The organism is Saccharothrix algeriensis (assembly GCF_016907655.1).
In the GTDB taxonomy this organism is placed as follows: Bacteria; Actinomycetota; Actinomycetes; order Mycobacteriales; family Pseudonocardiaceae; genus Actinosynnema; species Actinosynnema algeriense.
On record NZ_JAFBCL010000001.1, the window covers coordinates 1,472,937 to 1,491,842 of the forward strand.

At 73.8% G+C, this 18,906-nt stretch carries 18 protein-coding genes; 6 read left to right on the top strand and 12 right to left on the bottom strand.

What is annotated here, in order from left to right; all coding sequences use genetic code 11:
• Positions 1–2 precede the first annotated feature (2 nt).
• On the bottom strand, positions 3–452 hold the full coding sequence (locus tag JOE68_RS06290) for a helix-turn-helix transcriptional regulator (protein ID WP_204841391.1): 450 nt from the start codon (positions 450–452) through the stop codon (positions 3–5).
• Between the two features lie 791 nt (positions 453–1,243).
• Positions 1,244–2,197: a helix-turn-helix transcriptional regulator gene (locus tag JOE68_RS06295; protein ID WP_204841392.1), complete on the bottom strand. Its 954-nt coding sequence runs from the start codon at positions 2,195–2,197 to the stop codon at positions 1,244–1,246.
• Between the two features lie 62 nt (positions 2,198–2,259).
• Here JOE68_RS06295 and JOE68_RS06300 point away from each other — a divergent pair, with 62 nt between their 5' ends.
• The gene (locus tag JOE68_RS06300; protein ID WP_204841393.1) at positions 2,260–4,536 is read left to right on the top strand and encodes an ATP-binding cassette domain-containing protein; all 2,277 of its coding nucleotides are present in this window, start codon (positions 2,260–2,262) and stop codon (positions 4,534–4,536) included.
• On the opposite strand, the gene JOE68_RS06305 is transcribed toward JOE68_RS06300, so the two are convergent.
• Positions 4,526–6,247, bottom strand: coding sequence for a hypothetical protein (locus JOE68_RS06305; protein WP_204841394.1), 1,722 nt, complete (start codon positions 6,245–6,247; stop codon positions 4,526–4,528). The two genes, JOE68_RS06300 and JOE68_RS06305, sit on opposite strands and share 11 nt — an antisense overlap.
• Positions 6,248–6,771: 524 nt before the next feature.
• Between JOE68_RS06305 and JOE68_RS06310 the strand changes: the two genes are divergently transcribed.
• Positions 6,772–7,233 carry a VOC family protein gene (locus JOE68_RS06310; protein WP_204841395.1) on the top strand — a complete coding sequence of 154 codons (462 nt, stop codon included), beginning with the start codon at positions 6,772–6,774 and terminating at the stop codon, positions 7,231–7,233.
• A 212-nt stretch (positions 7,234–7,445) separates the two neighbouring features.
• On the opposite strand, the gene JOE68_RS06315 is transcribed toward JOE68_RS06310, so the two are convergent.
• Positions 7,446–7,595, bottom strand: a complete 150-nt coding sequence (locus JOE68_RS06315; RefSeq protein WP_204841396.1) for a hypothetical protein — start codon at positions 7,593–7,595, stop codon at positions 7,446–7,448.
• A 219-nt stretch (positions 7,596–7,814) separates the two neighbouring features.
• Here JOE68_RS06315 and JOE68_RS06320 point away from each other — a divergent pair, with 219 nt between their 5' ends.
• The gene (locus JOE68_RS06320; protein WP_204841397.1) at positions 7,815–8,981 is read left to right on the top strand and encodes an FAD-dependent oxidoreductase; all 1,167 of its coding nucleotides are present in this window, start codon (positions 7,815–7,817) and stop codon (positions 8,979–8,981) included.
• A gap of 32 nt (positions 8,982–9,013) precedes the next feature.
• Here JOE68_RS06320 and JOE68_RS06325 read toward each other — a convergent pair whose 3' ends face one another.
• Positions 9,014–10,297, bottom strand: coding sequence for an alpha/beta hydrolase family protein (locus JOE68_RS06325; protein ID WP_204841398.1), 1,284 nt, complete (start codon positions 10,295–10,297; stop codon positions 9,014–9,016).
• 253 nt (positions 10,298–10,550) lie between these two features.
• On the bottom strand, positions 10,551–10,913 hold the full coding sequence (locus JOE68_RS06330; protein WP_204841399.1) for a peptidase inhibitor family I36 protein: 363 nt from the start codon (positions 10,911–10,913) through the stop codon (positions 10,551–10,553).
• Positions 10,914–11,816: 903 nt separating this feature from the next.
• Between JOE68_RS06330 and JOE68_RS06335 the strand changes: the two genes are divergently transcribed.
• On the top strand, positions 11,817–12,932 hold the full coding sequence (locus JOE68_RS06335) for a S1 family peptidase (RefSeq protein WP_204841400.1): 1,116 nt from the start codon (positions 11,817–11,819) through the stop codon (positions 12,930–12,932).
• A 187-nt stretch (positions 12,933–13,119) separates the two neighbouring features.
• Positions 13,120–13,440 carry a tetratricopeptide repeat protein gene (locus JOE68_RS06340; RefSeq protein ID WP_204841401.1) on the top strand — a complete coding sequence of 107 codons (321 nt, stop codon included), beginning with the start codon at positions 13,120–13,122 and terminating at the stop codon, positions 13,438–13,440.
• On the opposite strand, the gene JOE68_RS06345 is transcribed toward JOE68_RS06340, so the two are convergent.
• Positions 13,380–13,808: a hypothetical protein gene (locus JOE68_RS06345; protein ID WP_204841402.1), complete on the bottom strand. Its 429-nt coding sequence runs from the start codon at positions 13,806–13,808 to the stop codon at positions 13,380–13,382. The two genes, JOE68_RS06340 and JOE68_RS06345, sit on opposite strands and share 61 nt — an antisense overlap.
• Positions 13,809–14,238: 430 nt before the next feature.
• On the opposite strand from JOE68_RS06345, the gene JOE68_RS06350 reads away from it, so the two are divergent.
• Positions 14,239–14,532 (top strand): hypothetical protein, encoded by a 294-nt coding sequence (locus JOE68_RS06350; RefSeq protein WP_204841403.1) that lies wholly within the window; start codon positions 14,239–14,241, stop codon positions 14,530–14,532.
• A 180-nt stretch (positions 14,533–14,712) separates the two neighbouring features.
• Here the strand turns inward: JOE68_RS06350 and JOE68_RS06355 are convergent, their stop codons facing one another.
• The 5 genes from JOE68_RS06355 to JOE68_RS06375 form a co-directional block, all read right to left on the bottom strand.
• Complete coding sequence (locus tag JOE68_RS06355; protein ID WP_204841404.1) at positions 14,713–14,874, bottom strand: hypothetical protein; 162 nt, start codon at positions 14,872–14,874, stop codon at positions 14,713–14,715.
• Positions 14,875–14,958: 84 nt separating this feature from the next.
• Positions 14,959–15,744 (bottom strand): carbohydrate ABC transporter permease, encoded by a 786-nt coding sequence (locus JOE68_RS06360; RefSeq protein ID WP_204841405.1) that lies wholly within the window; start codon positions 15,742–15,744, stop codon positions 14,959–14,961.
• Positions 15,744–16,637 (bottom strand): carbohydrate ABC transporter permease, encoded by an 894-nt coding sequence (locus JOE68_RS06365; RefSeq protein WP_204841406.1) that lies wholly within the window; start codon positions 16,635–16,637, stop codon positions 15,744–15,746. Before JOE68_RS06365 ends, JOE68_RS06360 begins: the two co-directional genes overlap by 1 nt.
• Positions 16,634–17,878 (bottom strand): ABC transporter substrate-binding protein, encoded by a 1,245-nt coding sequence (locus JOE68_RS06370; RefSeq protein ID WP_204841407.1) that lies wholly within the window; start codon positions 17,876–17,878, stop codon positions 16,634–16,636. The genes JOE68_RS06365 and JOE68_RS06370 overlap by 4 nt, the downstream gene beginning before the upstream one ends.
• A 305-nt stretch (positions 17,879–18,183) precedes the next feature.
• Positions 18,184–18,726, bottom strand: a complete 543-nt coding sequence (locus JOE68_RS06375; protein WP_204845956.1) for a YbhB/YbcL family Raf kinase inhibitor-like protein — start codon at positions 18,724–18,726, stop codon at positions 18,184–18,186.
• Between the last annotated feature and the right edge of the window lie 180 nt (positions 18,727–18,906).

The window sequence follows — 18,906 nt, forward strand, 5'->3', positions numbered from 1 at the left end:
GGTCACGCTAGGTGCGGCCGGGGAGCCGGCGCTTCTCGATTCCTGATCGGTCTGGTGACCTGCTTGGCCACGCAGGACGGCATCCCCGCCGTCGCGCGCACCGCCTCCCGCCGGTAGACGCTGGGCGGCACGCCGACCAGCTCGGTGAAGCGGGTGCTGAAGGTGCCCAGCGACGAGCAGCCGACCGCGAAGCAGACCTCGGTGACGCTGAGGTCGCCGCAGCGCAGCAACGCCATCGCGCGTTCGATGCGCCGCGTCATCAGGTAGGCGTACGGTGACTCGCCGTAGGCTCGGCGGAACTGGCGGCTGAGGTGCCCGGCCGACATGTTCACGCCGCGGGCGAGCGCTTCGACGTCCAGCGGCTGCGCGTACTCCCGGTCGATCCGGTCGCGAACGCGACGCAACCGCGCGAGGTCGCGCAGGTGCTGCGCCGTGGCGGGTGTGCTGTCCACCTGCGCGATCGTGCCACATGCGACAGTGCCGGCACAGGACGCGGGCCCGCTCACCACTGTGATCTCCGCTTGAGCCCGGTGGAGCGGTACGCGCGGCGGCATTTCACGATGCGCCGATTAGTCCACTGTGGACTGGACGCTCATGGTCGCGCACCGGACCCGATCCGGCCTCCGCACCGCGCCGAAACCGGCTTGATCCCACCCCGCACCGCCCCGAAACCGGCTTGAAGCCGCGCCGCGCCGCCCCGATGTCGGCTTGAAGCCGCGCGCAGCGCGCACCCCGGTGTGGGCTGCGTGTCATCCCCGTATGGCCTGCGCGCAGCGAACCGCATGTGTCAAGGGGAGATCGAGGCACCCGGTGGAACCACCCCGGGTTCGATCTCCCCTTGACACATGTGGTTGTCTTTGACCAGGCCATGCGGGGATGGCACGACGCCCTGAGCTTGGTCTTTGTGTCATCCTTGGCGGCCTCTCGGCCGCTCTTCTTACCTCTGTCCCGCACGGATCCGGGTGAGATTCGGTGCTGTACGGATCCAGGTTAAAAACCAAAAGAGTCCTCGCCGGACAGGCAGGCCGCCAAGGAGAATGAAAAGAAACAGCGGTCGTGTTCCCCCCGCATGACCTGTCAAAGACGACCATGCTTTTCCTGGGGGTGCAAGCGAAAAGCGTGCTTGCACCCCCAGGAAAAGCATGGTAGCCCTCCGGGCAGGCCATACGGGGAGAACACGAAGGCGCCGGTCTGCACGGGGCGTGCGGAAAGCCCAAAAGCCGCGGACATGGGCTGAGGGGTTCTACTCGTTGGTCGTGAGGCGGGTGGCGAACTGTCGGCACGCTGTCCGGAAGGTGGTGGGTTCGTGGATGGTGAAGTCGGCGTCCAGGAAGGCCAGGGGCGGTAGGAGCCACTGCCAGGTGTCGAGCATGAGGACGGCGCGGGTTGTGGAGCGGGTGATGGGGGTGAGGGTGATGTCCTCGTGCTTGAACGCGTCCGCCACCGCGGTCATCGGGGCGTCGATGGTCAGGACCACCCGCTGCCGCTGCCTGTTGAGCCCCTGGCGCAGGTAGTCGACGGCGGTGTCGGCGGGCAGGGGGCGGGGGGTGAAGGTCCGGGTCCGCCGGCGCGGGTTGGTGATGCGGTCGGTGCGGAAGGTCCGCCAGTCCTGCTTGTCCGTGTCCCAGGCGAGCAGGTACCAGCGCAGGTGCTGGTGGACCTGGCGGTGCGGTTCGACCCTGCGGGCGGTCGTGGAGCCGGACGGGTCGGTGTAGTCGAAGTCCACCGGGCGCCTGTGGTGGATGGCGTCGGCGAGCGTGCTCAGCGTTTCGGCGCTGGTGCTCGGGGCCGGGGTGCGGGTGGTCTCCAGGCCCGCGCGCAGGGCCGCCGCCCGGGGCCGCAGGCGCTTGGGCAGGTACTGGTCGACCTTGCCATAGGCCCGGATCGCCGCGTCCTCCAGGCTCCCCTCGCCGGCGCTGCCGGCCGCCGCGAGGGTGGCCAGCCCCAGCAGGGTCGCGACGGCCTCGTCGTCCTCCAGCAGCAGCGGCGGCATGGTGCTCCCGGCCGAGAGCCGGTAGTAGCCGCCCGGCCCCGGCCGGGTCTCGACCGGGTAGCCGTAGGCGCGGAGCCGCTCGGCGTCGCGGCGCAGCGTGCGCGGGCTGACCGCGAGGCGCGCGGCGAGCTCGTCGCCGGTGAACGCCCTGCCCGTCTGGAGGACCGCCAGCATCGTGAGGACTCGGTGCGCGACGTCGGCCATGAGCCCCATCCTCCCGCGAATCGCGGCCGTTTTCCGGCCGCGTCCGGTCGTAGGGTCGCGCCATGTCGCAGCGGAGCATCCGGGTCCGAGGGGCCCGGACCAACAACCTCAAGTCGCTCGACGTCGACGTGCCGCGCGGGCGGGTGGTGGTGTTCGCGGGGCGGTCCGGGTCGGGCAAGTCGTCGCTGGTGTTCGACACGATCGCCGCCGAGGCCGGCTACCAGCTCAACGAGACCTTCCCGCCGTTCGCCCGCAACCGGCTGCCGAAGTGGGCCCGGCCGGAGGTCGACCGGATCGACGGCCTGTCGCCGGTGGTGGTGGTCGACCAGCGCCGCATGGGCGGGAACGCCCGGTCCACGGTCGGCACCGCCACCGACGCGTGGACCTACCTCCGGTTGCTGCTCTCCCGCCTGAGCACGCCGCACGTCGGCGAGTCGAACCGCTTCTCCTTCAACCACCCCGCCGGCATGTGCCCCACGTGCTCGGGGCTGGGCGAGGTGGTCGTCAGCGCCGTCGACCGCTTCCTGGACCTGGACAGGTCGCTGAAGACCGGCGCCATCCTGCTGCCGGGGTTCGGCGACGGGGGCTACTGGTACTCCCGGTACGCCGACATCGGCGCCTTCGACGTCGACACCCCGCTGCGCGACTGGAGCCGGGCGGAGCGGGACGCGCTGCTGTTCGGCGGGGAGCACGCCGCGCGGCTGGGCACCAGGCCGCCGAAGGACTACGAGGGCGTCGTGGAGCGGTTCGAGCGGATCCACCTGCGGACCTCCGACGACCTGTCCGACCGCAAGCGGGAGGCCATCGCCCGGTTCACCCGCTCCGCGGTGTGCCCCGAGTGCCGCGGCGACCGGCTCAACGAGGCCGCCCGCACCGCCGAGCTACTCGGCCGCACCCCCGGCGAGCTGGCGCGGGTGGAGATCGGCGAACTCGCGGCCCTGGTGGCGGGGGTGACCGACGCGAGCGTCGCGCCGGTCGTGGCCGCCCTGGCGGACCGGCTGGCCGCGCTGGTCACCGTCGGGCTCGGCTACCTGCACCTGGGCCGCGCCACCACCACCCTGTCCGGTGGCGAGTCGCAGCGGATCAAGACCGTCAAGCACCTGGGCAGCAGCCTGGTCGAGCTGCTCTACATCTTCGACGAGCCGACCGCGGGCCTCCACCCGCACGACGTGCACGCCATGACGGCCCTGCTCGAACAGTTGCGGGACAAGGGGAACAGCGTCCTGGTGGTCGAGCACGACCCCGCGGTCATGGCCATCGCCGACCAGGTGGTCGAGATCGGACCGGGCGCGGGCGAGCGGGGTGGCGAGCTGGTGTTCCAGGGTGACTTCGCCGCGCTCCGGCGGTCCGGCTCCCCCACCGCCGCCGCGCTGGCGCGGCGCCGGCCCGCCGAGGACCGCCCGCGGACGCCGCGCGGCGCCATCACGGTCGCCGGCGCCACCCGCAACAACCTCCGCGCCGTGACCGCCGACATCCCGACCGGCGTCCTGACCGTGCTCACCGGGGTCGCCGGCTCGGGGAAGTCCAGCTTCGCCGCCGAGCTGGTCGACCGGCACGACGCCGTGGTCGTCGACCAGAAACCGGTCAGCGCCAACCGCCGTTCGACGCCCGTGACCTACACCGGCATCGCGACGCCGATCCGGAAGCTGTTCGCCCGCCGCAACGGCGTCCCCGCGAGCCTGTTCAGCGCCAACTCGGGGGGCGCGTGCCCCGACTGCGCCGGCCTCGGCGTCGTCCACACCGACCTGGCCTTCCTGGAGGGCCAGGAGACGGTCTGCGAGACCTGCGAGGGGCGGCGGTTCACCCCGGAAGTGCTGCGGCACCGGGTCGACGGGCTCTCCATCGCCGACGTGGGCGACCTGACGATCGCCGAGGCCCTGCACCGGCTCCCCGACCCGGCGATCACGGGGGCGCTCCGCCACCTGGTCGGGGTCGGCCTCGGCTACCTGCGGCTCGGCCAGCCCCTGACCACCCTCTCCGGCGGCGAGTGCCAGCGCGTCAAGATCGCCCGGGAGCTGCGCGACACCGCGGGCCCGGCGCTCTACGTCCTGGACGAGCCGACCACCGGGCTGCACCTCGACGACGTCGACACCCTGCTGGGCGTCCTCGACGCCCTGGTGGACCAGGGGCACACCGTCGTCGTCATCGAGCACGACCTGAGCGTCATCCGGCGAGCCGACTGGCTCATCGACCTCGGTCCGGGGCCGGGGAGGCACGGCGGGCGGGTCCTCTACCAGGGCCACCCCGCGGGCATCACCGGCACCCCCACCGCCCGAGCCCTGCGCGACGCCGCCCCGGCCGCGGCCGGCCGGGGCGGCGCGCGGCCGGTCACGGGTTGATCAGCGGGTTGAACGCGGCGTGCACGTCGGCGTCGGACGCGGTGACGTACATGTCGGCCGCCGGCCCGGTGTCGAGCCGGTTGTAGGTGGTGTAGTTGACGACCGAGGGGCAGCTCTCGCCGTTGACCTCCAGGGTGGTGCTGGTGATCAACCGGCCGGTCTTCACCTCGTAGACCCGGACCGGGATCGCGATCCGGTGGAACGACACGTCCTTCTCCCCGCTCAGGACGCCCGAGTACAGGTACGTGCAGGTCTGCGCGACCGAGCCGTGGGCGACGGCGCCGGCGCAGATCACCACCGCGGCGTTGGCGACGTCGTCGACCACCCAGTCCCCGGGCAGCCGGTTGGTGTGCTCGTTCCTGCCCGCCACCCACGCGCGGTTGGGGCTCTGCGCGCCGTAGGGCGCGGCGGCGCTGTACGGGGAGGGCTTGTCGCAGTACTCGGGCCGGTCCGGGGACGGGGAGGACAGCAGCGACCGCACCGTCCCCAGCTCGATCGCCCACGTGGCCTTCTGCACGCCTTCCCCGGCCCTGGGCGCGAGTTCGTGGTCCGGGTGCTCGTCCAGCAGCTCCTGGTACAGCTCGCGGGCCCGGACGAACGAGGTGGAGGTCATGTGGCTGTCCGCGCACTGCACGATCGCCTCCGGCGCGACGCGCGGCACCACCTCGGTCACCCGGTCCAGCGCGTTGCCCTGGTTCCCGCGCTCGCGCAGCCACGCGGTGATGTCCCTGGTGTCGCAGGCGTCCTTGGTGGGCAGGCCGGCCAGGAAGCCGTCGAGCACGCGCTCGACGACCGCGTCGTAGCCGGGCAGCTCGGCCAGGGCCGTCGTCAGGCCGGTGAACCCGTTGTCCAGGGCCTGCGTGTCACCGGTCAACCCGGTGCGCAGTTGGTCCGCGGCCGTGTCGAGCCGCGTGCACGCCCGCACCGTGTCGTCGCCGCGGGCGGTGAGGGGCGCGTTGGCCAGGTGGTGGCCGAACCACAGCCGGTCCACCGCGGCCACGGCCGCGGGGCAGTCGCCCGCGGCGCGGGCCTGCGCGGCGTCCCGCTCGACGCCCGCGGCGTCGAAGCGCAGGAAGCCCACCGCCAGCAGCACCGGGAGCGTGCCGGCCAGCGCGACCAGCCGTTGCCGCCGGGCGCGGGGGCCCGGGGTGCGCCCGCGCCCACCGGCGAGGCGCCAGGCGTGCGCGATGACGACCACCCACCACAGCAGGACGGCCACCTCCAGCCACGCGGAGCGGGTGATCGAGGCGAGGAGGACGAGGAGGACGACGGTGACCAGGCCGGCCAGGGCGGCGGCCCGCCTGCGGCCCAGCATCAGGTAGCCGATGCCGAGCAGGGAGGCGTTGGCCAGCGCGGCGGCGGGCGGGTCGACGACCCGTTCGGCGGCAGGCGGCTCGTGCGGCGGTCGGTGCGGCTCGTGCGGCAGTCCGTGCGGCGGTCCGTTCAGCGGTCCCTGCGGTCCGGGTTCCGGCGTTCCGGGCCGCTCGGGACCGCACGGCGGGGGCCACGACGCGACCGGCCCCGGGTACTGCCAGGGCGAGGCGGCCGCGACCTCCGGCGTGTCGTGCTCCGCCGTGCCGGACGCCCAGCCGGGCTGTGCCGCACCGGGCTGTGTCGCACCGGTTTCCGGGGTCGTGTGCTCCGCGGTGCCCGCGGCATCCGCGGGTGCGGGTTCGGCGGCGTTCTTGGGGCCGTCCTGCGATGTCCCCACCGCGGGTTCGGGAGCGGTTCCCGGGGTGTCGTGGGGAGGGGTGCCCTGCGGGCCTCCGGTCGGCGGTCGCGGTGCTGCCGCCGTCGGCTCCGGCGCCGGTGGCTGTGCTGCCTGGGCGTGCCCCGAGGTCTCCGGGGTGGGTTCCGACGGGGTCGATGGGTCCACTGCAGTCCTTCCGGGGGGAGGTGCCAGTCGAGACGGTGCTCCCCATGCTGGCGGCTCGCCCCGGCCGCCGTCCCGCAATCCGGCGGTCTCCAGGTGCGGAAACTTCCTGTTGCCCACCACGCGATCCCCGGTGCGCCCGGACACCCCAGCCCGCACGGGCAACCAGCCGAACGCGGCGGTGCGGACCCGCACCGCACCGGTCGCGCGCGACAGCCACGCCACGCACCCGCCCGCCGCGGCAGTGCGTGCCGGCGTCGGCGTTGCGCACACGAAGGGCTCGATTGAGGGCGGAAGTTGTCCGCTATAGGTGTCAGGATGACCCCTGACAGCCGACGGAGCTACGAACGGGAGCACCCCCGATGAGCCGCCACTTCCAGGTCACCTTCGACGCCCACGACCCGCGGGCGCTGGCCTCGTTCTGGCGTGACGTGCTGGGTTACGCCCATCCCGGTCCGCCCGGGGTCGAACTGCCCGAGGGCGCGGACCCGCTGGCCGCGTGGGACGACTTCCTCGCGCGGATCGGCGTGCCCGAGGAGCAGCGCAACACGCGATCGGCCGTCGAGGACCCGGAGGGCAACGGCCCCCGGCTGTTCTTCCAGCAGGTGCCCGAAGGCAAGGCCGCCAAGAACCGCGTGCACCTCGACGTCCGGGTGGCCCCCGGGCTCCAGGGGGAGGAGCGGATGGCGGCGCTGGAGGCCGAGTGCGACCGGCTCGTCGCGCTGGGGGCGAAGCGGGTGCGCCGCTACGAGGCCGCTCCCCCGCTGAGCGCCGGCTTCATCGTGATGGCCGACCCCGAGGGCAACGAGTTCTGCCTGGACTGAACCCGCCGCGGGACCGCCGGAGGACGACCCGCCGCGCTGGGGGTGCGGCGGGGGCGCAGTGCCCCGTCGCCGACTCGGTGCTCACGCCCGAGCGGCGACGGTGGGGCTGCGGCGGGGCTGTTTCCGGCCCCGGAGCACGACGGGGTGGTGACGCCGGTCACCCGAGGAGATCCCGCGGAGGGCGCTGCCGGCCCCACCCGCGCCGGCTCACTTCAGGAGGCGTTGGTGGCGCCCGCGTCCGGTGTGGGGCTCGGGGCCGGCTGCTGGCCGTCGGACGCGCCGGTCGACCCCGCGGTCCAGTCCGACCCGAGCCTGGTCCGGCGGGGATTGGCGACCGCGCCCCCGAAGTCTGTCTCCTGCATGTTCTCCTCCAAGTGAAAGTGCCCGCGCACCTTGGTGATTACCGGCAACCGACGCCGGCCAAACGATGACGAACGTCACCCCGGCCCCGCGCGGCCACCGGCGGGACGGCCGGACCCCGCGTGCGGACGCGGGCCCGGCCAGGTGATCGTCTGTCACGTCTCGCGGCGCTGTCCCGTCTCGTCGGTGCACGTGGTTGCCGACAGGATACGGAGACGGGGATGGCACGGGAAATCGTTGTGGTCGGCGGTGGGCTGGCCGGGCTGGCGGCGAGCATCGCCTGCGCGGAGGCGGGGGCGGCGGTCACCCTGCACGAGGCGCACTCCACCCTCGGCGGCCGGGGTCGGGCGACCCCGCCGCCGTACGTGGCGCACGAGGGCGCCCACGTGTTCTACGCCGACGGTCCGCACTGGACCTGGCTGGTCGAGCGCGGCCTGGTCGGCGACCTGGCCCGGATCCCGGTCCGCGCGGCGCTGGTGGCGGGTTTCCGCTACGGCGGCGAGCTGCGCCGCCGCCCCTTCCCCGGCCTGCTGCGCATGATCCGCGACCGCCGCCGCGCCGCGCCCGTGGACCGGGACTTCGCGAGCTGGGCGGGCGAGCGGTACGGCGAGGAGGCCGCGCGGGCGGCGGCCAACGCGATCGCCGTCGTCACGTTCGACGCCGACACCGGCCGGCTGTCGGCGGCGTTCGTGTGGGAGCTGCTGCACCGCGTCTTCGCCCCGGCGCCGCCCGCCGTCCGCTACGTGGTCGGCGGCTGGCCGACGGTGTTCGAGCGGATGGCGCGGCGGGCCCGGCAGCTCGGCGTGCGGATCGAGCTGAACTCGCGGGTCACGCGGATCCCGTCGACGCCGACGATCGTGGCCACCGAGCTGGCCAGCGCCCGCTCCCTGCTCGGCGACGACACCCTGGAGTGGGAGAGCGGCCGGTGCGTCATGCTCGACCTGGCGGTGCGCCGCAGGCGCGGCGACTTCTTCATCGTGTTCGACGCCGACCAGGGCGGCTTCCACGAGTGCTACACGATGCAGGACCCGTCGCTCGCGCCGGCGGGCGAGTCGCTGTTCCAGCTCGACATGCCGATCCGGTCCGGCGAGTCCCGCGCCGACGCGACGACCAGGGTCGAGCGGCTGGCCGACCTCGCCGTCCCGGGCTGGCGGGAACGCACCACCTGGAAGCGCACCGCCGTCGCGCGCGGGCGCAGCGGCGCCCTCGACCTGCCGGGCCGGACCTGGCGCGACCGCCCGGCGATCGTGCGCGGTGGCGACGTGTTCCTGGCGGGCGACATGGTCGCCGCGCCGGGGATGCGCGGCGAGATCTCCCTGAACAGCGCCGTCGTCGCGGCGCGGGCGGCCCTGCGCGCGGCGGGCGTCCCGGCGACCGCGCGGCGCTGACGCCGCGGTGGGCGCGGCGCCGCGCGCCGGGCTCAGGTGATGAACCTGGTGTCGGGGTGGCGGGGGTTGTCGTGGCGGAACAGGTGGCGGTCGCGGTGCTTGAGGTGCAGGTCGAAGAACGCGGCGACGTAGTCGCGCTGCGCGCGCAGCGACCGCCGCGGGTCGATGTCGCCGATCATCTGCTCGCGCTGCTCCGGCGTGAGCAGGTGGGACAGCTGCGGCACGACGGCTTGCAGGTCGGTGAAGCTGTTGTGGGCCGCCCCGTCGAAGTGCAGGTCGCGCTTCCAGGCCCGCTGGTTGGCCCAGAACCGGTTCCAGGTGGGGTCCAGCTCGGTGTCCAGGTGCGAGTGCTCGTGCACGCGGCCCGTCGCCGGGTCGACGATGTCGCTGCCCACCAACAGGAACGGGCCGTCGACCCCGTGCTGCACGATCTTGCCCGGGTCGTTCCCGTCGCCGGCCGCCATCCCGCCGTCGAGGTTGATCCCGGCGTCGACGCGCCGGTCGTGGTACATCGTCTCACCGGCGGTGAACCCGCCGTAGGAGTGGCCGAACATGCCCACCGCGGACAGGTCGAGCGAGCCGGCCAGGCCGCGCGGCAGCGGGTCGCGCTCGGCGTCGGGGTTCTCGCCGCGGTCCAGGCGGGCCAGCACGTCGAGCACGAACCGGCTGTCGGCGACGCGCGCGTCCAGCGCGGTCCGCAGCGCCGCCGGGTCGGAGCCGACGCTGCGCGTGACGACGCGCCCGCCCGGGAACTCCACCGCGCCCGCCTCGTGCGTGTGGGAGACGGACACGACGACGTAGCCGTGGGCGGCCAGGTCGTCGGCGAGGACCGAGCCGAACTCCCGCTGGGTGCCGAACCCGTGCGAGAACAGCACGACCGGCCAGCCCCCGCGCGAGCGGTCCACCGGCGCCGACGTGCGGGCGTGGCGCCGGGCGCCGGCCCAGTCGACCGCGCCCGGCGGCAGGCTCGGGTCGATCCGGTCGAACACGTCGGCCACACCCGGCGGCAGCCAGGGCGCCCGCTCGCCGCCCCGCTGCGCGGGGTAGGTCACGGTCACCATCAGCTCCCGCTTCTCCGACGGCCGCCACGGGTCCTGGTGGGCGGCCACCAGGTGCAGGTCCGCGGTGCCGATGGGGTGGCGGCCGGTCGGCGGCGGCAGCGCGATCGGCACACCGGCCGCCTGCGGCGCGGTCCGCGCCGGCGCGGCGTGGGCCGGCGCTCCGGGCAGGACCGACGCGGACAGGACCGACGCGAGCAGGGCCGTCACGGCCAGTCCGGCGACCGGCGCCGGCACGCGTTCGTCCACAAGAGACATTCGTGGTTCCCCCTCGTCAACCATGCGCACTACACCGATCATGGTGGCGCAAGGCGGGCGGGGGCGCGTCCACCTGAAGGTGGAGACGACGTAGCCGCAGGGGGGTGGACCGGGGCGGCCGATCGTGGTGGCGGCACCGCCGCGAGGTGGACCGCGCCGGAACGGGCAGCGGAATCGCCACGGCACCGCCGACGACGGGCCGCTCCGGGCGGGGCCCGCTCGTGATCGCGCGAGCGGGCCCCGCGGTGGCCGTTCAGCAGGCGCGCACGGAGCTGACCCGGCCGCGGATGTGGTCGGCGATCTTGCCCTGGAAGCTGTCCGGGATCGTGTCGATCGGCGACTCGTAGCCCGCGTGCTCGTACAGGCACCACGCCTTGCCGCTGATGTTGCGCGCCGAGTACACGTGGTCGTTGAGCTTGCCGCCGGAGATGCCGCCCAGGTCGTAGGCGCCCTTCTTCATGCCCAGCCGCGGCGGTTCGCCGTTCTCGCCGTGGTAGATGCAGAACGACCACTCCTCGCACTCCCAGTTAGCCGGTGCGGCGGTGGTCGGGCTGATCGCGGCCGCCGTCGCGCCGACGGCCAGAGCGGTCGCGGTGATCGCGCGTCGAATGCGCATAATGCTCCCCCTTGCTGTTGCCCCGGCCGACTCCTGACGCCGGCCGGCGGTGCGGTGCGCGGCTCCGATCGCCCGTGGTCGCGCGTCGGAGCGCTCCGGTCCCTGCCGATTCCTCCTCGCTTCCCCGGAAATGGCACGGGGGTCGACAGGAAGAACCGCTTTCCGGACGCGTCGGCACGCCGCCGACGCCCGTTGCCGTGCACCGGCCCACCCCGGAACTCGCGAGGCGGCGGTGCGGCGTCGAACCCCCCGGTGCGACTCGGGCGGACCGACCCGAGGCACCTGTCATCGAGGCTAACCCGCCCGTCGAGCGGAGAACACCACCATCACCCGATCGAGGACCTCCGGCATTTCAGGAATGATCCACTCGCCGCGCCACCGGATATCGCTCGCGGTGACAGGAATGCGCACGGCGATCCCCCCGATTCCCGCGGCCGGCCGCCGGTGAACGGTTCGCCCGCGACCCGGGAGCCGGGGAATGCCCCGGGGGGAGGCACCGGGGAGGCTCCGGGCCACCGGGGTGAGGTGAGCCGGACCGGCTGTTCGGACCGCTGCGCGCCCACCGGTCCGCTCCCGGGCCACCGGCCGGCGACCGGCGCGCGGGAAGTCCCGCGTATTCCACGCCGGCACGACGAAAACAATCCCGCCGATAGTCCGTCAGGGGCAGGCGACAGCGGTGTCCGTGACCGTTGGTGCACATCACCGGAACCGCGGGACCGCCGGTGCTCCTGATCCACAAAAACCTCGCCGCTTACCGACTAAAGGCGGTACTGGGGGTGCGGTGTCCGGGAACAGGCTGGGGTGCGCCGGAACTGTCCGGGGCCGGTCACGGGCGACGTGCCCGGTCCAACCCACTGAGCGGCGCGGTCCCCCCGCGCACCCCTGTGAAAGTGAGTTGCCGGTATGCGCAAGATCGTCATGGGGCGGCGTTTCGCCGCCCGTTCCGCCACCGCCCTGCTGGCCGGTGTCACGGCTGCCGGTTTCCTGGCCGCGCCCGTCGCCTCGGCCACCGGTGTCGACGGGTACGCACCGGAGGTGGCACAGGTCGCGATCGCCGACCTGAGCGCCGAAGAGGGGATCTCGCCCGCCGCAGCGGCCGAGGTCCTGCGCGTGCAGGAGGTCGGCGTGCGAACGCTGGACCGGATCAGCGGCGGCCTGGGCGACCGCGCCGCGGGCGGTTACCTGGACGCGAAGGGCAAGCCGGTGGTGAACGTGCTGGACGCCGCCGCCGCCGACCAGGTCCGCGCGTCGGGCGCCGAGGCCAAGCTCGTGCGGCACTCCACCCGGGCGCTGGCGTCCGCCCAGGACGCCCTGGAAGCGGTGCCCGCGGTGACCCACACCTCGATCGGGCTGGACCCGAAGACCAACCAGGTCGTGGTGAGCGTGTCGGACGCGGCGACCGGCGGCGACCTCGCCGCGCTGCTGCGCACCGCCGACCGGCTCGGCGACCGCGTGCGGGTCGAGCGGGTCAGCGGTGAGATGCACCTGGCCATCTACAACGGTGAGGCCATCACCGGCGGCGGCACCCGCTGCTCGGTCGGGTTCAACGCCAACAAGGGCGGCCAGAACTACATCGTCGACGCCGGGCACTGCACCCGCGCGGTGTCCCAGTGGAACGTCGGGCCGTCCCAGGGCGCCAGCTTCCCGACCAACGACTACGGGTTGATCCGCAACACCACCGGCAGCGCCCCCGGTGCGGTCACCCTGTGGAACGGCTCGACCCAGAAGATCAGCTCGCACGCGGCGGCGACCGTCGGGCAGCGGATCCAGAAGAGCGGCAGCACCACGCGCCTCACCTCGGGTTCCGTGCAGCGGCTCAACGTCACGGTGAACTACTCCGAGGGCTCGGTGCACCAGCTGATCCAGACCAGCGCGCTGGCCAACCCCGGTGACTCCGGTGGCTGCATGTTCGCCGGCAGCGTGGGCCTGGGCATCACCTCGGGCAAGGGCAGCGGCACCTCGTACTACCAGCCGGTCGGCGAGGCGCTGAGCGCCTACGGCGTGACGCTCAACAGCTGAGGGCCCGCCCCACAGCGGGGTCGTGGGCGGGGAGGGGTCGCGACGGCGATCCCTCCCCGCCCACGACCCTTTGCGTTGCGCGCCCCGGGGGCTGCCCGCCGGACGGCCACGTGGTCGAGGCGGCGGGTCCACCCGCTTCGCCCCGGGCCGGCCACCGACCACCCCGAGCCGCCGAGCGAACTACGGCGTGCTGCCGCACCACCTCGGCCAGGCGGAAGCCGCCGAGCGGGAACAGCGCTCCACCCTGGCGCTGTGCACCGAGGTCCTCGGCGCGGAGCACCCCGTCACCGTCGGCTGCCACCACGGCCTGGACGTCGTGCGGGGAACCGCCTGGCCCCCCGGCGCGACAGGCGACGCGGTCGTCCCGGTGGCGCGCCGGGACGACCGCGGTCCTGGGTCGCGGGCGTGGCCCTACGCCGGGCCGCGCCCGCGGTCACCGATCACCGGTCACACGCAGGAGTGCCCGATGGTCTCCGGCTGCTCGAACGGGTTGTCCGGGTCCACGTAGGTGACCAGGTGCACGCAGATGTGGTCGATGGCGGGGGTGGTCTGCGGGTAGACGTTGAGGTCCTGCCAGGTGTCCCCGGCGTCGACCCACTGCGCCTCCCTGGGGTTGCTGTCCGCCACGCCGCCGGCGAACACGACGACGTCGACGAACACGTACCGGCGGCTGGTGCAGTCGACCGTCCAACCGGCTTCCCGCGCCGACGGGTCGACGTGGATGTTCGTGGTGACGCAGCCGGCGTTCGACGCGGACACGCCCGAGGCGCCGGTCGCCGCGGCCGACGGGCCGGCCGCGACGGTGAGGGCGCCGGCGGCCATGGCCACGGCGGCCACGGTCCGGGCGACGCGCTTGCGGTTGGTGGAACTCCGCACAGTGCCTCCACTCCGAGATTGGTCTGGACCTCTCCGAGCCTGCCGAGCAGGCGCCGGAACACCTACCGCCGTCCGGGCGCGTCCACCGTCACAGCCCGGCGGCCTTGCCAACCAACGCCTCCTGTGGCAAACGGAATCGGGGAGTCCACAGTGGACCGCAAGGTGCCGCCCCGGCGGTGGTCGGCGACCGGTGGACCCCGCCGGCAGCGGCGGGCGGAATCCCCCGGACCCGTCCGCCCGGCCCGGGGCAACCCACCGGACGAATTATTCGGCAGGAATTTTCCACCGCCCCGCGCGAGACGACCCGGCGCCGCACGGCCTGAAATAAAACCCGCTCGCGGAAATGGTGCGCCGGCGCGGTCGACATCGCCGGCGCGACGCGCCCCGCTCCCCCGTGTCGAAGACGGGCCGCAGCGGGTATCCCCCCGTCATGAGCCCCCAGCCCTGCGTCGCCGCGTCCAGCCAGTGGGTCGACGAGGACGGCGTCCGGCAGCCGTCCGGCGAGGTGCACGCCTGGCTGCCCGGCACCAACCAGACGCTGTGCGGACAGGCGCTCAGCCGCAGCCGGCTGGGCCGGTTCCGGCACGTGCCGTGGGCGGACGCCGTGTGGCTGGCGCAGACCGCGGGGCGGAACCTGTGGCTGTGCCCGCGCTGCGTCGCCGCCACCACGCCCCGGGCCGAGCGGGGCGGGCGCAGGTGGACGCGGGTGCGCCCGCGCCCGTGAGCGCCCGCCGTGCGCCTACCCGCGAGTAGCCGATTTCGGCGAAATCGCGTTCACCGGCCCGCCAGGCCACCCGGGAAATGGCGGCCCGACCTCACGGCCACCGGCCCCGGTGGCGGTTCGGGCCGCTTTTCCGGCCGGCCGGCCGGGGCGGGGCGCACCGGCCGCCGACGCGCCCGGCGGTCACGCCGTGAGGAACAGCGCGATCGAGGCGAGCAGGACGAGGGCGGAGGTCACGATCAACGCCTTGCGGCGCTTGGACTCGTCCTCCGGCTTCGAGGTCCCGTACCGGATCACCACGACCACCTGCACCACGAGGAGGACGATCCCGAGGAAAATCAGCACAGAGGGTTGAACGCGCGCCGCACCGCTCCGGTTCCGACCGGGTTCCCGGACCGCGACCGCGATCACACCCCCGCCCGGCGCGGGTCACCGGCCGGTGAGGCCCGTTTCGGTGACGCCCCGCACCAGGTGCCGCTGGAGCAGGGCGAACACCAGCACGATCGGCAGCAGGGACACCGCCGCCGCGGCGAACAGCAGCGGCACCTGCGGGTTCTGGGCGGTCAGCAGGCTCGACAGCGCCACCTGCACGGTCCAGGACGACGAGTCCTGCGCGATGACCAGGGGCCAGAGGAACTGGTTCCAGCTGCCGACGAAGTCGATGACCGCGACGGCGGCGAAGACGCCGGTCGAGTTGGGGACCACGACGCGCCGGAAGACGCCCCACCGGGACAGGCCGTCCAGGCGGCCGGCCTCCTCCAGCGCCGCCGGGAAGTCCAGGAAGTACTGGCGGAACAGGAACACGTTCAGCGCGCTGAACAGGCCCGGCACCACCAGCCCGCGCAGGTCCGACAGCCAGCCGAGGCTGGAGACCACCACGAACGACGGCACGAACGTCACGGCGGTCGGCACCAGCAGCGTCGCCACGATCGCGTGGCGCACCGCGGGTTCGCCCCGGAACGGGATCCGCGCCAGGCCGTAGCCCGCCGTCGAGCACAGCAGCAGCTGGCCCGCCGTCTGCAGCACCGCGACGGCGGTCGAGTTCAGCAGGCTGCGGCCGAACGGGATCCGGTCGTCGGCGAACACGTCCGGCAGCGCGGCCAGGCCGTCCCGGACCAGGACGGCGAACGGCAGCAGGAACAGCACCGCCGCGACCACCAGCGCGACCCAGCGCGCGACCGCCCCGACCGGGTTCCGGCGACCCGCGGGGCGCATCAGCCCGCCCTCCGGAGCACCCGGCCGGACAGCAGCGTCGCCAGCGCGATCACCAGCGCCAGGACGAGCGCGCCCGCGCTGCCCCGCCCGAGGTCCTGGCCACCCGAGCCGAGCGAGGTGTAGTAGAGGTACACCAGGGGCGGGCGGGCGAACGGCGGGTAGCCGCGCGAGTCGCCGAGGATGTTGTAGAACTCGTCGAACGCCTGGTAGGCGTTGACCAGGTTCAGCACCAGCACGGCGACCAGCACCCCGCGCAGGCCGGGCAGCGTGACGTGCCGGAACGTCTGCCACCCCGGCGAGGCGCCGTCGATCCACGCCGCCTCGTAGCGGTGCGCCGGGATGCGCTGCAGCGCCGCGACGAACAGGATCAGGTAGAAGCCGACCTGCAACCACAGCCGGGCGGTGACGAGCACGACCCAGTACAGCGGCGGGTCGACCGTGCCGACCCAAGCCTGCGGCCCGACGCCGAACCAGCCGAGCGCGGTGTTGACCACCCCGCTGTCCAGCCCGGAGAACAGCGCCGTCCTCCACACCAGCGCGGCCACCACGTAGGAGCACGCGAACGGCAGGAAGAACACCGACCGGAAGAACGCCTTCGCCACCGGCACCCGGTCCACCAGCAGGGCGAGCCCCAGCGACAGCGCCACCGTGACCGGGATGACGAAGGCGGCGAACGCGGTGAACGTGCCGATGCTGTCGAGGAAGGCCCGGTCGGTGAGCACGTCGGCGTAGTTGGCCAGGCCGACGAACCGCGTCGGCGTCACGGTGTTGCGCGCGTCGTAGAGGCTCAGGTAGGCGCTCCACCCGATCGGCACGTAGGTGAAGACCAGCAGCCCGGCGGCGAACGGGCCGACGAACCCCCAGAACGCGAGCGCGCCGCGCCGCCGGGTCACCGGTCGAGCCGGGTGATCTCGGCCCGCGCCACGTCGAGCGCCGCGCGCAGTTCCGCCGCCGCGTCGGCGCCCTGCCGCGCGATCCTGGACACCGCGTCGGACAGCGCGGTGTTGGCCCGCGCCGGCCAGCGGGCGGGGGTGGCGATCCGCCCGCTGCGCGTGACGAACCCGACGACCTGCTCGCCGGGGCCCGAGGCGAGCCGCTCGGCCCGTTCGGCCAGGCTGCGCCGCGCGGGCAGGTGCGCGCCGAACGCGGTGGCGAACTCCTGCTGGTGGTCGGTCCGCTCCACCCAGAGCCACTCGACGTACGCCTTGGCCGCCTCGACGTCGGCGCTGCGCGCGTTCACCATCGCGCTGTACGCCCCGACCGGCACCGAGTCGCCCCCGGCGGCGTCCAGGCGCGGGAACGGCAGCACGCCGACGTCGTCACCGTGCGCCTCGATGATCTTCGGCAGGTTCCACAGGCCGGTCCACTGCATCGCGACGAGCCCGTCCGCGAACGCGCCGGGGTCCGCCCAGTCGGTGGGCGCGCCGAGCAGCAGGCCGCCGTCCCGGTTCAGGTCGCGGAGCTTGCCGAACGCCACCGCCGCGCGCGGGTCGTCGAAGCCGGGCGCCCTGCCGTCCGGGGACAGGAAGTCCAGGCCCGCCGACCACAGCAGCGGCCCGGTGAGCACGCCCACGCCGCCGTCGTTGCCGGCGAACAGGCCGCGCACTCCCCCGCCGGTGAGCCGCTTCGCGGCGTCGAGGAGCTCGTCGACGGTGGTGGGCGGGCTGACGCCCGCGTCGCGGAGCAGGCTCGGCCGGTAGTACAGGACCTGGGTGTCGATGGCCTGCGGGACGCCGTAGAGGCGGCCGTCGACCGTCTGGGAGTCCAGCAGCGCGCGGACGAAGTCGTCCCGCGCGTCGCCGAGCAGGTCGTCCAGCGGCACGACCTGCCCCTGCCGCACCCAGTCCACCTTGACCTGCGCCTCGAACACGTCCGGCACGGCGCTGTTCTGCAGCGCGGTGAGGACCTTGGAGTCGTAGTCGCCGGGATTCCACTGCACTTCGACTCGCGCGTGCGGGTAGGCGGCGGCGTAGCGGCGCACCGCGTCCTGGACGCCGTCCTCGCCGTACGCGTGGTACCAGTGCCGCAGCGTGCCGTCGGCCGACCCCTCCCGACCGGTGTCAGACCCACAGGCGCCGACCCCCAGCAGGCCCGCGACCAGCAGGAACGACCGGCGATCCAGCTCAGCACCCATCACGCACCCCCGACTCGGCCCTCACCGCATTATCGAAGCACGACGACCAGGCCCCGAACGGGTTCCACTGGCGGGAACACCCTTGCGCCTCGGCCGGTCCCGTGCTCCACCAACACCCGATGGGGTGACCCGGCCGGTGTCGGCGGCCCGCGGCGGGAACACCGTGCCGGCCGACCGCGCCGGACCGCTCGCCACCGCCGCGCCCTGACCGACCTCCGCGACGGGCGGCTGCCCGTGCCCCGCTGAGCACGGCGCCCCGCCCCGCTCGGCGGGGCGGGGCGGGGCGGGGTGCCGACGCGGTGGGGCTACGACTCGCCGGTGATCCGGGCCGAGCCGATCGAAGCCGCGGTGATCGCCCTGGCCGCGGTCCGGGTGGACGAGGTGGAGTCCAGGTTGGTCAGCGACGCCCGGTTGAGCGCGTGGACGACGAACTCGTAGGTGTTCACCGTCGAGGGGGAGCAAGGCCCCTGGTAGCCGTACAGGCTCGCGCTCCCCCGGTAGTAGACCTGCCGGGCCCCCGCCGGGACCGGGGGTCGGTGGACGTGCTCGACGTTCTGGGGCAGCGAGGTCACGCTCGCCGGGATGTCGTAGATGACCCAGTGGATGAGGTCGGCGTTGTCGAGGTCGCGCATGACGACCGCGTAGCTCTTGGCCGCGGCCGGGGCGCCCGCCCAGGCCAGGGGCGGGGACTCGTTCTTCTTCGCGGGGTCGTTGCCGCCGCCGCTGGTGCACTCGTGGATCTTGGGGATGGCACCGCCGTCGGCGAAGGCGGAGCTGGACAGGGTGAACGCGCTGTGGCCTGCCGGCGCGCCCACGGCGGCGGGCGAGAGGCCGAAGGTCCAGGCCATGAGCAGGGCGTACAGCACGATTCCGGTGCTTCTCACTGGAAACTCCCGAGGATGCTCGTGGTTCCTTTGGTCCATCCGTGGGACGAACGTGGTGCACGTGCGCCGGACCAGCGTATGGCTCCCGGATTCCGGCGGCCAACACCACTTCCCCATATGCGGGGCCAACACCACGTTCCCCTT